The sequence below is a fragment of the Natronotalea proteinilytica genome, from assembly GCF_055379935.1.
Map to the genome: position 1 here is coordinate 608,657 of NZ_AP043947.1, position 14,591 is coordinate 623,247.

Genomic DNA, 14,591 nt, shown 5'->3' on the forward strand with positions numbered 1-14,591 from the left:
CTCGTGCCCCCTTTTCCACGTACTTATCCGCTAACACCAACCCGCTATGTCTACCGCCATTCGACCAGACGAAGTCACGTCTGTCCTAAAGCGTGAACTGGGTGGCTTTGAAGCCGATGCCGACGTCTATGAGGTTGGCACGGTGCTTCAAGCCGGAGACGGCATTGCCACGCTATACGGCCTTTCCAACGTTCAAGCTGGGGAGCTGGTCACGTTTCCCCACTCGGGCGTGCAAGGCATGGTCTTGAACCTTGAAGAAGACAGCGTTGGCGTTGTCCTTTTTGGAGAGGCCAATGCCGTCAGAGAAGGTGACGAAGCACGCCGGACCGGCCGCATTGCGTCGGTAGCCGTCAATGAAAATGTGCTGGGTCGTGTGATCGACCCGCTTGGCCGTCCGCTCGACGGTGGAGGGCCCATTGAGGGCGACCGCATCGACATGCCGCTCGAACGGAAGGCGCCCGGTGTCATTTACCGCGAACCCGTCTCCGAGCCGCTGCAAACCGGCCTGAAGGCCATCGACTCGATGGTGCCGATTGGACGGGGACAGCGAGAGTTGGTGATTGGAGATCGCCAGACCGGTAAAACGGCGGTGATTGTGGATACCATCATCAACCAGCAACAGACGCACGATACCGATAAGCCGGTCTACTGCATCTATGTAGCTGTTGGGCAAAAAGACTCGACGGTAGCTCAGGTGCAGCGTGCGCTGGAGCGTAACGATGCCATGGAGTACACCGTCATCGTAAACGCTTCGGCGTCGATGCCTACGCCACTGCAGTACATTGCCCCGTTTGCAGGCGCCTGCATCGGTGAGTTTTTCCGCGACACCGGGCGCCACGCGCTGGTCGCCTACGACGATCTTTCAAAGCAAGCGGTAGCCTACCGCGAACTCTCGCTGTTGCTGCGCCGTCCACCCGGGCGCGAAGCCTACCCCGGCGATGTGTTCTACCTCCACAGCCGCCTTCTGGAGCGAGGCGCCAAGATCATCGACAACGATAAAGTGGCCTCCGACATGAATAACCTTCCCGAGGGGCTCAAAGACCAGGTCGAGGGCGGCGGGTCGCTTACGGCTCTGCCAGTCATCGAAACACAGGCTGGTGACGTATCTGCTTACATCCCGACGAACGTCATTTCGATTACGGATGGCCAGATTTACCTCGAAACCGACCTCTTCAACTCGGGCGTGCGTCCGGCCATTGACGTGGGAACGTCGGTGAGTCGTGTGGGCGGTAGCGCGCAGATCAAGGCGATGAAGAGCGTGGCCGGTACACTACGCATCGACCTGTCGCAGTATCGTGAGCTGGAGGCTTTTGCCAAGTTTGGCTCGGATCTAGACGCCTCCACCCAGCGCCAGCTTAATCGCGGCGAGCGCATGGTGGAGATCCTGAAGCAGAACGAGTTTGAGCCGCTACCTGCCGAAGAGCAGGTCGTTATCATTTACGCAGCGGTTGAAGGCCTGATTGATGAGGTGCCCGTGGAAGACGTGAAAGCGTTTGAGGAGACCCTGCTTGAGCGCGTGCGCGTGCAACACAGCGAGGTGCTCGACAGCATTCGCGAGTCGGGACGTCTAAGCGATGAGGCGGCTGAAACCATCCGCGAGATCGTCGAAGACGTAGCCGCTACGTACATCGTAGATGATGAGGAAGACGAGACGGAAGACGTGCTTGGTGATGCGGTGTAACATGCGCGGTGTTGATGCACCGTTCTTCGTATCCGTCTGCCCTTAACCCTGTGAACGCCCTATGGCAAACCTTCGCGACATTCGCAATCGGATTGACTCGATTGAAAACACAAAGCAGGTAACGCGTGCCATGAAAATGGTAGCTGCGGCCAAGCTGCGGCGTGCGCAAGAGCGCATTTTTACGGCCCGCCCGTATTCGTACAAGCTGCGCGAGTTGATCGACCACCTAACCGATGAGCTTGACGATACAGCGCATCCATTGTTTAATGCGCCCGAAGACGCGACCGGGGTGCTGCTTGTTGTGGTAACCGCCGACCGTGGATTGGCCGGGGCGTTCAACAGCAACATTATCAAGAAGGCCGAGTCGGTCATTGAAAAGCAGTACGCTGACGAACAGGCGAACGGCGAATTGTACTTGCTTTGTGTGGGCCGCAAAGGACATGAACACTTTGAACGTCGCAACTACCAACTGGTTGGCGACTTCCGCAACGTGTTCGACGGGCTTAGCTTTACGCTGGCACAAGACGTAGTCGATGCTGCGGTTGAAGGCTTCGATCGCGAAATATGGGGCGAAGTGCAACTCGTCTATAACGAGTTCAAAAACACGATCAGCCAGAATCGAATTGCGGAGCCGCTGCTTCCGCTTCCGAAAGATCAGTTCCTCACGCCAGTGATGGCGGAAGACGAGGCGCCTGCGGAGCGCAACAGTAGCCTTGAAGTGGACTATATCTTTGAGCCCAGCGCATCATCCATTATGGAGGTGATTGTACCGCGCTTTCTGAATTATCAGGTGTGGCGCGCGCTTTTGGAGTCAAATGCCGCCGAGCAAGGGGCGCGCATGGTGGCCATGGATAACGCTACGAGCAATGCCGAGGAGCTGCGCGATGAGTTGCAACTGAAGTACAACCGGGCACGCCAAAACGCCATTACGATGGAGATCCTCGACATCTCAAGCGGAGCCGAAGCGCTCGAATCATAGGCAACGCTTGGCATCTCCAACAATTGTTCAACGACCTCAGCGGGAACCAACGGGGATGGTCGGCTCGTATGGTAGGATGCTATATGCACCATCATGGATTACGGAGAGGTGGCCGAGTGGCTGAAGGCGCTCCCCTGCTAAGGGAGTAAACGGTTTATAGCCGTTTCGAGGGTTCGAATCCCTCCCTCTCCGCCACAAAAAGCCGGTCTCGGGTTTCCGGGGTCGGCTTTTCTTTGTTTGTCTTTACGCTGCACATAGATCATGGGAGGCCCTTCTTCAGATCGTCCGGTGGTTGCTCTAGTAGGGGCTACGGGATTCGTTGGTACAGCGTTACAGAAGGCGCTTGTGGGCCGCTACACCGTTGTTGCCCTTACGCGGTCTCCCGTTCGAGCACAAACCCAGGCAGCCACTGCGCCCGAAGGGGTCCACTGGCGCCACTGCGATCTTTTCGATCCGTACGCGGTGCGTTATGCCCTCCGCGATGCCGACTATGTGGTATACCTCGTTCACTCGCTTAACGCATCGGCACGACTCACGCAGGCGCGTGCGCCGGACTTAGATGTGCTGCTGGCTGATAACGTCGCTCGGGCTGCTGAGGCACAAGGCGTCAAACAAATCATCACGCTGGGGGGGCTCATTCCTCCACAGGCGCCCATGCCCTTACGGTTGCAGAGCCGCCAAGAAATCGAAGACACGCTGGCTGCCTGCAACCCATCGCTCACCGCCCTCCGCGCCGGGCTTATTGTAGGACCGGGCGGTACATGGCTTAGCATGCTTGTCAATCTGGTGCGGCGGGTGCCTGTAATGGTGTTGCCCGCCTGGACAAGCGCAACCACGCAACCTATTGCTCTGCGTGATGTGGTACGGGGAATTAAGCATGTGCTGGCAGCGCCTGCGCATTACGACAAAACCTACGATCTGGGCGGCCCCGATGTGATGTCGTACCGGCAGATGCTGAAGCGCACAGCCCATGTGTTGGGATTGCACCGGCCTATGGGTACCGTGCCGGTGACGTCGCCTCGGCTGTCCAAGTTATGGGTGTGGCTGTTTAGTGGAGCCCCCTGGGCGCTGGTAAGCCCGTTCATAGATAGCCTACGCTACGAGGCTGCTGCGCATCCGAATGCCTTACAAGACGCCCTCGCTCCGGGACTGCAATCCTTTGAAGATGCCTTGCGTGCGTCGGTCGATTCTGCGGGCCGTCCGTTGCCCAATCCGCGATCGGCGTTGCGCCATGAAGACCAGGCCGTGATGCGAGATCGGAGCGTTGTGCGTTCGGTGCAGCGTCTGCCGCTGCCGCCAGGGTATACGGCGCGCGATGTGGCCAATCAATACATGCGCTGGCTGCCGCGTATTGGCGGTCCGTTTCTGCAGTGCACCGTGCGTCAAGGACGGATCTGCCGGTTTGTGCTACAGCCGCTGGGCATTCCGCTGCTTGAGCTGAGCTACGCCCCTGACCGGAGCCCCAACGGGCGTCAGCTGTTTTACGTAACGGGCGGCTTGCTAGCTAACCTCGCTCCGGAAACAGCGGATGCCGGACGGCTGGAGTTTCGGGTGACCGCGGACAGGCAGTATGTACTGGCAGCGATTCACGACTTTTCGCCTATGCTGCCCTGGGCGGTGTACAACGCCACGCAGGCCATTGCCCATTTGTTGGTTATGAATGGATTTGGACGGCACTTGCAGTACATCGCCAAGCGCCGTCAGCAATCCAACGCCGCCTCGCCTCGTCTTCATTCTCCTTCCTAGTACGTTCGTTTCTTACGTCCATGACGCTGACCGATGATCAACAAGCTGCGTACGACGCTGTCTATGAGCGCCTGGCGCAGGGCGAGCGATTTACCGGACTTCGCGGCTACGCAGGCACAGGCAAGACGGTGCTGGTGAGTAAACTGGTCGAGCAACTCGATCAGGAGGAATGCGTGGTGCATGTGTGTGCGCCCACACACAAGGCGGTTCAGGTGCTGCGGAATCATCTTACCGTGGCGGTGCCGACACAAACGGTGCACTCGTACCTGGGGCTTCGTCTCCGCCCCGATGGCAAAGGCGACTACATGCTCGTACCCGACGACAAAGAGCGCGAGATGGAAGCGGGCGTGGTCGTCGTTGACGAGGCGTCGATGATTGGACGTGATGAGTGGCAGTACATCCAGGCCACCCCCGATCGCGTACAGTGGCTGTTTGTGGGCGATCCCGCTCAGCTGCCTCCGGTCAACGAAGAGGAGTCGCCCGCTCTTGCAGTGCCTGGCCCTACGCTCGACACGGTGCACCGCCAGGCGAAGGGCAATCCGGTGCTTGATCTGGCCACGAAAGTGCGCAACAACAACTGGCATGGCTTTCGCAGCCGCTACGAAGGCGGCGAAGGTGTTGCCATTACGCACAACGACGACGGGTTTTTCGATAGCTTAGTGCGCGCCTTCACCGATGACACCTTTCGGTCGAATCCAGAACATGCCCGGGTGCTCGCGTATCGCAACAAAACAGTGCAGGCGTACAACCAGCGCATCCGGGCTGCTCGCTTTGGAGAAGAAGCGCCCCGGTACGAGGTGGGAGAGTGGATTGTGGCACGCGAAACGTGGTTTCATGATCAGCGCCCTATGATCAAAAACAGCGAGGAGGTGCGCATCGAGGGCATCACCGAAACGCGCATGGAGGGCGATGACATGAGCACATGGAAGGTATGGGAGCTAAAGGTGCGCGGTGCGTACGATGGGATGCGACGATCGCTTACCGTGCTGCATGAAGAAGAACAAGAACGCTACGACGATACGCTCCGTCGCCGTCGCAAGAAGGCGAAAGAAGAGGATGCGTGGGATCGCTACTACAGCTTGCGCGAACAGTTTGCCAATGTGGATTATGCGTACGCTTCTACTGTGCACAAGGCGCAGGGCTCAACCTTCGACACTGTGTTTGTAGACTATCGGGATTTGCAGGCATGTCGGGGGCCGGAGCAGCAGGCCCTTCTCTATGTGGCCGTCACGCGTCCCTCCCGGCGGTTAGCTATGCTGGTGTGAGTCGCCGGTGGTTATGCCGCCTCCAGAATACGAAGCAGGGTATGGGCATCAGATACGCGAGCACGTGCCTCTGCGATATTGTTTGGTACGCCGGGCCCAAAAGGTTGGTCAGGATACAGCGCCACCACCCCTCGCACATTGAGCGCATCAAGCATGACAGCCCGATCATGGGAGTCCGGTCCGTCAGGCCAGTCGATCTGTTCGGCTAAATATGTCACATCGTGACTCGCCGGCGGCGTTCTCGTATGCTGATGCCGATAGGTGGCTTTCAGAGCCTTTTCTACCGCTAGATGTGCCAGCACCACAGCGTGGCGAGCAAAGTCTCCCTGAAGCAAATGATTGGCGGCAGCAAGATCCTGGCGTGCATGTTGCCACCAGGTCTCTGCCGATGCCGTAAGATGGATGGTTGCCATAGCGGTAGTGCTGTACACGTGATTGTTTGGGGACGGGGATCGTGCCAAACTCTGTGTCCCAACCCCCTACAAAAAAACGGTAGTGGATAGACACTAAATGATAAGGTGGTTGGAGACCGCAGTTTTGTCTTGTTCGAACCCCCTCTCCCTTATTCCGCTTCGCTCCATCAGTCGCCCTCCGGGCTCGTGTCGGGTTTCTCCCCCTTGGCCCTAGTCTATGCACACAACTCGAGATGGTGATAATCGTTGATCACGGGTTGCAATCTGGACTTGTTGTTGACTGTTGTTGACGGGATCATCAACGTATTGGCCAGAACGCGGGACGGCGCCCGCGGAGCCTCGTGCGGCCGGTGCCTTTTCTGGATCCTGGATCGCGCTCGCAGGCTCGTTTGCCTGTCCTGAACTCGATTCAGGATCTGGATGACATTCGAGGGGGGGGCGAGGGTGTGGCGTTGGAGTTGAAAGGGGGCCTTCGTCTTCGGCACCGCCCCCCGATACGTCATCCTGAACTTGATTCAGGATCCATTCCCCCGACTATTCCCCCGAGCAGACGCCCAGATGGGTTCTTGTTGTAGGATCCAACAGTCTCTCATTGAACGGGCGGTGGAGACAACCAACTTTAAATAAACAACATAGCGAAGAAAAAGTTATGTGCAAGGACTAGCCCTTGGTCAAGGGGGAGATGTCCACAGGATCACGCCTGCGGCGAAGCTCGAAGACAGGGGGTTTGAGCGTGTTGCGATGATGTAAACCACATGTCAATCACTTAATACCTTACCGCTACCTAAAAAACCTGTCACGCAAAGCCCAGCATGACCATGCCCACCATGCAGACGGCAGCGAGCGCCAACAGCTTCAGCACAAGCGGCCAGCAGAACCGAAACCACCGGTCATAAGGAACGCCCGCCATGCCCAAGATGCCCATCAAGACAGCATTGGTGGGGACGATCATATTCGCAAAGCCATCGCCATATAGAAACGCCTGCACCGCAATCTGGCGTGACATACCCAGAATGTCGCTCAGTGGCGCTAATAACGGCATGGTGACGAACGCCTGTCCACTTCCTGATGGGACAAACAGATTCAGCACTGTTTGCATGAGCATCATGCCGACGCCTGCAACCTCGGGGCCCACCACATCAAGCGGAACCGACAGGGCATAAACAATCGTGTGGAGGATTTCTCCCTCTTCCATGATGAGTGCAATACCCCGTGCAACCCCAACAAGCAAAGCCGTCTCGGTAAGCTCTTTGGCGCCTACGACAAACTCTTTCGCCATTACGCTTGGCCCAATCCGACCAATCGCAGCGGTAGCCACGCCCAGAATCAAAAAGGCAGCCCCCAGTTCAGTTAAGTACCATCCGCGCGTTGCAATGCCCCACACTGCTGTCCCCAATGCAGCAAAAAAGGCCACCATAATGCTAATATGTACCCAGGTAAGCGCAGGGTAATCGGTGGTTGTTTCGGACTCTACCGGCATGTCAAGGTCGGCGACCAGGCTACGTGATGGGTCGCGTTGTACCTGACGCGCATAGCGGTACACGTGATGGGTACCTACCAAGACAAAGGGAAGCAGCAGCGCCATACGCACCTGCCATCCGGAGTACGTTTCGAGGTCGGCTACTCCTTGGGCCACCACCACCGTGTACTGGTTGAACGCCGCAGCGCCATACCCAATGCCGTATCCGGCCACAATGATGCCCACAGCGGTCATCGTATCCATCTTCATGGTACGACAGAGGGCGGCCAGAATGAGCACAAACGGAATGTACTCTGCCGACGCGCCCATAATGCTGGAGGTGAGGGCAAACACGAAGATCGTAACGAAGATCAACGTACCAGGACTGCCACCAAGTGCATCGAGCAGGCGTCCTAGAAGTGCATCAATCGTTCCTGTTTTACGGATAACCGCCAGCACGCCTCCGATAATAAACAGGAAGAAAATGATGTTCTGCGAATCGGCAAACGCTTGTGGAATGGCAGTAAAGAGATCCACCGGGTTGAGCGTGTCCGCATCGTCGGCGACCTCAAACGTGCCCGGCACCACTACTTCGCGTCCGTCTACCATGTCGGTGTCAAACGCCCCTTGCGGAATCACCCACGTAAGGACAAGGGCGCCTGCCATCAAGAAAAACAGCAGCGCTAGCGTATGGGGCATTTTGAAGTTCATAGGCGGCATCGCATCTCAAATGACGGGTCTGTACGCACAGATCGTCAAGATAGCGGTTGGTCCTTAAAAGCGAAACCCACGAATTTATGTGCTACAAGCTTTTGCCTGAACTTCTATGCCAGTGTGATAGGGTGGTTATTGAGCCGTGCTAAACAGATGCAGAGCACCGCGGAGCCATTCTTGTCATGCTGAACGAAGGAAGCATCTCAACGCAATGTGGCCGGGGTGCTGCTGCTCAGTGTCCATGGGCCGCACCGCCTCGCCACGCTTGCTGGGACGCTCCAGCATCTCTAATGCACTACCCTGGTTTCTCTACCACGGGGGGGGACGTCGCGACGCAGAGCATCGCGACGAGGACGGCTATGGGTTTTACTCACATCGCATCGTTCCTTAGCCCGGGATCAGGAGCGAAGCGGATATCCCGGGCGGTCACTGAGCCGCGCTAAACAGATGCGTGAAATCCGTGCACTTCTTGTTAATTTAATGAAGAAGCTGTATAATTAGGGCCGTCACCGAACCTTCAATAAGATTGAGGGCGGCTGATAGAACCAGAGGCCGATATACCTAAGATAATTAAAGACCTGCCACCAGGGCCCGATGCACGGTCAAGGTGTTTCCCCGAACACGCCCGATGTTAATCAACCAATGAGGAAGTCGTCATGCGAAAAGTGATCCTACCAGCTACGCTCCTGATAGCTTTCCTGCTTACTATTCCTTTCCATGCTTTGTACGCTCAATCATGGGCTGATGAAGTTGGAGATGCTGTTTGCACCTCGGCCACCAGCGTCGAGGACTTCTCGGCTATGCTCGACCGGTACAATATCGATGTAAACGAGCCGTTCGATCCGCACGATCAAGGGGAGCGGAAGATATACATTTTAGAGCTTTCATCGTACTGCTACGGAGGCACTGTGCATATTTCCGAATACCTTTTAGAACGAGGAGCAGACCCTAATTTGCATCGGGAAGGACGCAACTCTCCGCTGATGTACACGCTTGACAATGTGCCTGCTGAGGGCTCCTTCAGACATGATGACTACCACAATGTCGTTCGCATGATGGTTAACCGTGGCGCGGATGTGAGCTATCAGAATGTGACGACGGGACGTACCCCACTTATGTATGCTGCCATGACGGGTGAACAAGAACTGGTAGACCTCCTCTTGCAGCATGGCGCCCCCCGCTCTCCAGAAACAAGTCCCGGGTGGTGCATTAGCGACACACCTGCCACCTTGTGCACTGCTGCTGATTGGGCCCGGCTGTATGGATTTGTGGAGCTTGCTCTGTACCTGGATGGCGAGCCCCCACCCATTTATCGCAACACCCTTCACTATGCCGCGAAACATGGCGACACAGAGCAGATGCGCAGCCTCATTCGGTCTGGGGCAGACGTGAATGAAAAAGAGTATCTGTCCAAGCTTACGCCGCTCCATTATGCCGTAGGTAACGACCAGTTTGGAGGCGGCATGGAAGCCGTCGAAATCCTAATGGAGGCCGGGGCTGACCCCAATGTTGGCGACTTTTCTGGGCGTACTCCACTGGCTGAAGCCGCTATCTATGGCAAAGAAGAGGAAGCACGTACACTCATCGACCTGGGGGCCCGTGCCGACAATGAGCAGATGCAAGGCTGCGCCACCGGGTTTTCTGAGTATCGATGGGCTAAAGAGCGCGGACGCCACGACTTGGCCGAGTATATGGTTGAACAGGGCGCCGTTAATCCATAAGGCTTCCACCTGTAAGGGTAACCTGGTTGCACGGGCGGGCTCGTATCGCCGGGAGCACCCTGCAACCATCCGCCTTCCTCTGGATGTTTTTTGCCTAACCACCAAAGATGCTATGCAGCGATTATCGATTCCTCTATCTATCGCCATACTTGCCGGTATTTGGGTCGGATGGACCTACGGCGTGGCCCATACCTCCTCGCTTTCAAGCAACGCCTCTTCATCTTTCATCGAGGGGGACTCCACGGAGGTAGCTGCTATTGTGGAAGGACTGCCGGATGGCAGCGAGCGCATTCCGTCTGAGGATGCTCATCTGGAGCGCGAAATCTTCGAGGTGACAAACGAAGTGCGGCGCGAACACGGTTTACACGCTCTGGAGTGGGATACGACGCTGGCTCACGCTGCCCGCTACCATGCGGCCCATATGGCCATCTATGGATACATTGGCCACGATACGCAGCTTCCAAACGAAGAGGGCGAGTTGCAACCGATCATCACTATGGTGCAGCGTGCCCGTGCATTTCGCATTACGAGCAGCGTCGGCGAAAATGTGGCCGTTCGCAATTCACGCACCGCCGAAAATGTTGTACAACAGTGGATGGATAGCCCCGGCCACCGCGATAATGTCTTGCGTGAGGAAGTCTATTATCTGGGAGTAGGGCACTACGAGGGGCGTTGGGTGCAAAAGTTTGGGGGGCGATGATGCACCTGCACACAGATTGCCGGGGACGGCTTGTGTCCCCGGCAATCAACCCTGTTAAATAGATACCTGCCCACACTCCCATCATCGGCTGGTGGTGGACGCCTCTACCCGCTATGAGGTCTTAGAGCTCTTCAACGTGCGGCCCATCCAGCGGCTTAGGGACTCGAATGTCGAGTAAATGGTCGGCACAATCACGAGGGTAAGGAACAGCGCAAAGAGCAGGCCGCCAATGATGGACGTACCCATTGGGCTCCAAAACTGCGTGTTCTCGGATCCGAACTGGAAGGCGGGTTCAAGTGAGGTAATCAGCCCGATAAAGTCCACATTCAGCCCGAACGTTAGCGGAATAAGCGCCAAGATGGTAGTCATGGCGGTAAGCAACACCGGACGCAAACGATCTACGCCTCCAGTAATAATGGATTCGCGATCAGACGCTCCGCGATTGCGTAGTTGCTGAATATAATCGAGCAACACAATGTTGTTGTTTACCAGAATCCCAAACAGACTGATGATGCCAATGAACACCATGAGTCCAAAAGGAGTCTGGCTGAGCACCAGCGTAAGTACTACGCCGACCTGGCTGAGCCCAATCGCTAGCAGCACAATGATCGGGGCTGATAGCGAGTTGAACTTGGCCACGGTTACGAGGAAGATGAGCATGATGCCCGCTCCCAGAGCAAAAAGCAGGAAGCCAAACGCTTCGTCCTGGTCTTGCTGCTCGCCGGTGTACTCTAGCGTGTACCCGTCGGGAATCTCGGTTTCGACGTAATCGGCCAGGTAATCTTGAACACGTCCAAGCACCTCGGGGCCCGAAAAGCCTGGCGCGTTTTGTCCCTCAATGACGGCTACCTGGTTGAGGTTAAGTCGTGTGATGGAGCCAAGTCCTTCGCCATCCTCAAAGTCGGCGACATTAACCAGCGGCACCTGTTCACCCGTGGGAGAAGCAATGCGCAGGTTTTCAAGGCTCTCGAGGCTCGACCGATCTTCCGGCGCTAACCGCACGGTAATGTCATAATCATCGTCGCCATCGCGGTAGGTGCTGGCTTCTATGCCGTTGATGGCCGTGCGCACTGTTTCACCAATCTGTGCGGTGCTAAGCCCATACTGGGCAGCCTCTTGCCGGTCGATATTGATGCTTCGTTCGGGGCGTGCCAGTTCGAGGTTGTCCTGCAAGTCTACGAGCCCCTCCAGTTCGCCCTCGTTTACGCCTTGCCGTAGCAGGCGCTGAACGTCCTCTGACAAGTCTGCAATGACGTCAAACTCGGGACCTGAAATCTCAATGTTTACCGGTGGGCCGGTGGGAGGGCCGATTTCATCGCGCTGAATGTCGAGAATCATATCCGGGAGCGTTCCCGAGATGGCCTCGCGGATGCGCGACAGGGTGGTCGTGCTGGGCTCCACGCGGTCGGCATAATCGCGCAGGTTGAAGGTGACACGTGAAAGCTCTGAACGTGGCTGTCCGCCGCCAAAGTCGCCGGTGCCTGCCACGCCCACGTTGCTGAGCATATTTTCGGTGTTGGTAAAGACGCGCTCGTCGTCTTCGAGCAACGCAACGAGCGTTGCTTCCGCATTACGCATGGTGGCATCACTGGCGTACACATTGGTGCCCAGTGGGGCTTCTATGTTTACGCGCACCTGGTTCGGATCCGTTTCGGGGAAGAACTCAACGCCCGGATTGGCGAGCACAAACAAGCCAAAGATGCCAAACGTGGCCCCCAGCATGCCATTGAGCAGCACCGCTCGGTTGTCGGTGAGCAGCGCAGGCGGTTTCACCACAGTGCCGATGAGTCCTACAAGTGCGACGACGAGAGGCGCACCCAGAACCACGGGATAGACCGATGTTGAGACATCCCGCAACACCAGTGTTGTGAGCCCAAGAACAGCGGCCATGAGCACCGTAGCCACAAGCCCAGTGCGCACCGTAAGCCATCCGCCTCGCAGGAGGCCAACCACGGAGTGCAGGACAATCCCCAGCACGCCAATTCCCAGCAGCAGTCCTGCAGGGGCAAGCAGTACTGTGGCTGCGGTAGTATTTACAAGTGCAATGATCCCTCCAATCACGCCCAGAAATAATCCTACGGTAAAGCTTCCCAGGCTCCACATGTTACGAAGGTGGGCTCGGTCGTCTGAGTAGTCGCGTTCTAGCACCCATGTGAGCAGATCGCGGTGGTAGCCAAGTAGGCGGGGGAGCAGGCGCTGCATGAACAGCTCTGATACTGGCTGAAAAGCATACTTAAAGATGGCGTATGCAACCGGCACGGCTACGGCAAACACAGCGAGGGTTTCCCAATTGGCCAGTGCTAACACAATAGCTACAAGCGCCAATCCAGCAAGCACCAGATACCATCCCACCCGCGAAAGCCCGCCTTCGTCTTTCGGGTCGTTCGGCGTGCGGCCAAAGATGGCCATGGTTGCTGGATTGATAAACACCGCTACAAAGAGCGAGGCCAGCAGCGAGATGATGAGTGTGAGAGGCAAGAATCCCATAAACTCGCCAATGATGCCTGGCCAAAACAGCATCGGTGCGAAGGTGAGCGAGGTGGTGAGGGTGGCCACCGTAATGGATCCGGCAAAGTCAGCGGCCCCTTCTTTAGCCGCTTCCAGTCGGTCCATTCCTTCCTCATCCATCAATCGATAGATGTTTTCCACGATAACGATGGCATTATCAACCAGAATGCCCAGCGCTACGATCAGCGTAAAGAGCACAATAAAGTTGAGGGTGATGCCCATCGCCTGAAGCACCATAAACGACACGAACATCGACAGCGGCACCGCAATGGCAACCAGTGCTGCGTTGCGCACACCCAGGAAAAAGAGCAGCACCAACACCACAAAGATCAGTCCGCTGATGATGTTGTTTTCAAGGTCAGAAATGAGATCGCGTACGTTCTCGCTTTCGTCGCCGGTAATGATCCAGGTGGTTCCACTGGGAAATGGAAACGCCTCTAGCTCTTCAACGACCCCATCCACCGTTTCGAGGATGTTTTCACCGGTTTGCTGCTTGACCTCCAGACTGATGACCTGGTCGCTGTCTTGCCAGTTGGCTTGGGTTTCGTAGGTCCCATCCGGCTGTTCGGTCTGCAACTGCCGCAGCCGGGCAAACGACGATCGGTCTTTGAAGCTAAACTCGACGTCGGCCACGTCACGGATGTAAACCGGATTGCCATCGGGTACAGCCACGACGAAGTCTTCGATATCGGTAGGTACGTCGACCTCGCCATCGGCTCGGATGAGGTAGTTTAGCCGATCCACGTCGATGGAGCCCCCAGGCACATTAATGTTTTCACGCTGAATGGCACTGACGATGTCGTTGTAGGTCAGGTTATAGCCGTGCAGCGCATTTAGATTGACGTTGGTGCGCACCTCGCGCTCGATATCCCCGATGAGGTCCACTTCGAGCACGCCCGGAACCGTTTCGAGCACATCTTCGAGGTTTTCGGCCACCTGCTGCAGCCGGGCCAGCGGATAATCGGCAGCCAGGTTGATCGTCATAATGGGGAAGTCCGACAGGTCCACCTCGTTCACTATTGGCTCTTCGGCATCGGTAGGCAGGTCGGCCTCTGCACGATCGACATCGTCGCGCACGCGTTGGTACGCTTCATTGGTGGAGGTGCCGGGCAAGAACTCGACAATGATGATGGAGACGCCCTCGGTAGAGATCGACCGGATTTCGTCGATCCCCTCAATGCCCTGCAGTTCGCGCTCAATGGTTTGCGTTACCAGCGGCTCAACATCGGCTGGACTGGCACCCGGGTAGATGGTTTGCACCGTGATGATGGGGATCTCGATATCCGGGTTGGCCTCTTTGGGGATGGTGAGGTAACTCGTTAGGCCCCCGGCTACGATAATCGCCACGAGCACCATCACAGCCGTGCGAAAGGAAACGGAAATATCGCTAATACGCATGAGAGCA

The 14,591-nt window shown here is 56.7% G+C and carries 9 protein-coding genes and 1 tRNA gene; 7 read left to right on the forward strand and 3 right to left on the reverse strand.

Going from position 1 to position 14,591, the window contains the following annotated elements; translation table 11 throughout:
* Positions 1-46 precede the first annotated feature (46 nt).
* From atpA to ACZ5AL_RS02725, 5 genes are all read left to right on the forward strand, one after another.
* Entirely contained in the window at positions 47-1,681 is a 1,635-nt protein-coding gene (gene atpA, locus ACZ5AL_RS02705; RefSeq protein WP_464512009.1) for a F0F1 ATP synthase subunit alpha, read from the forward strand.
* A gap of 61 nt (positions 1,682-1,742) precedes the next feature.
* Positions 1,743-2,660, forward strand: coding sequence for an ATP synthase F1 subunit gamma (gene atpG, locus ACZ5AL_RS02710; protein WP_464512011.1), 918 nt, complete (start codon positions 1,743-1,745; stop codon positions 2,658-2,660).
* Positions 2,661-2,762: 102 nt separating this feature from the next.
* A tRNA-Ser gene (locus ACZ5AL_RS02715) sits at positions 2,763-2,855 on the forward strand.
* Between the two features lie 66 nt (positions 2,856-2,921).
* Positions 2,922-4,406 (forward strand): NAD(P)H-binding protein, encoded by a 1,485-nt coding sequence (locus tag ACZ5AL_RS02720; protein WP_464512012.1) that lies wholly within the window; start codon positions 2,922-2,924, stop codon positions 4,404-4,406.
* Positions 4,407-4,426: 20 nt separating this feature from the next.
* Positions 4,427-5,671: an ATP-dependent DNA helicase gene (locus ACZ5AL_RS02725; RefSeq protein WP_464512014.1), complete on the forward strand. Its 1,245-nt coding sequence runs from the start codon at positions 4,427-4,429 to the stop codon at positions 5,669-5,671.
* A gap of 11 nt (positions 5,672-5,682) precedes the next feature.
* Here ACZ5AL_RS02725 and ACZ5AL_RS02730 read toward each other — a convergent pair whose 3' ends face one another.
* Positions 5,683-6,084 (reverse strand): HEPN domain-containing protein, encoded by a 402-nt coding sequence (locus ACZ5AL_RS02730; RefSeq protein ID WP_464512015.1) that lies wholly within the window; start codon positions 6,082-6,084, stop codon positions 5,683-5,685.
* A 796-nt stretch (positions 6,085-6,880) separates the two neighbouring features.
* Positions 6,881-8,242 (reverse strand): YfcC family protein, encoded by a 1,362-nt coding sequence (locus ACZ5AL_RS02735; protein WP_464512017.1) that lies wholly within the window; start codon positions 8,240-8,242, stop codon positions 6,881-6,883.
* Between the two features lie 737 nt (positions 8,243-8,979).
* On the opposite strand from ACZ5AL_RS02735, the gene ACZ5AL_RS02740 reads away from it, so the two are divergent.
* On the forward strand, positions 8,980-9,978 hold the full coding sequence (locus tag ACZ5AL_RS02740; RefSeq protein ID WP_464512018.1) for an ankyrin repeat domain-containing protein: 999 nt from the start codon (positions 8,980-8,982) through the stop codon (positions 9,976-9,978).
* Positions 9,979-10,090: 112 nt separating this feature from the next.
* Positions 10,091-10,678, forward strand: a complete 588-nt coding sequence (locus tag ACZ5AL_RS02745) for a CAP domain-containing protein (protein WP_464512020.1) — start codon at positions 10,091-10,093, stop codon at positions 10,676-10,678.
* A gap of 111 nt (positions 10,679-10,789) precedes the next feature.
* Here the strand turns inward: ACZ5AL_RS02745 and ACZ5AL_RS02750 are convergent, their stop codons facing one another.
* Complete coding sequence (locus ACZ5AL_RS02750; protein ID WP_464512021.1) at positions 10,790-14,584, reverse strand: efflux RND transporter permease subunit; 3,795 nt, start codon at positions 14,582-14,584, stop codon at positions 10,790-10,792.
* Between the last annotated feature and the right edge of the window lie 7 nt (positions 14,585-14,591).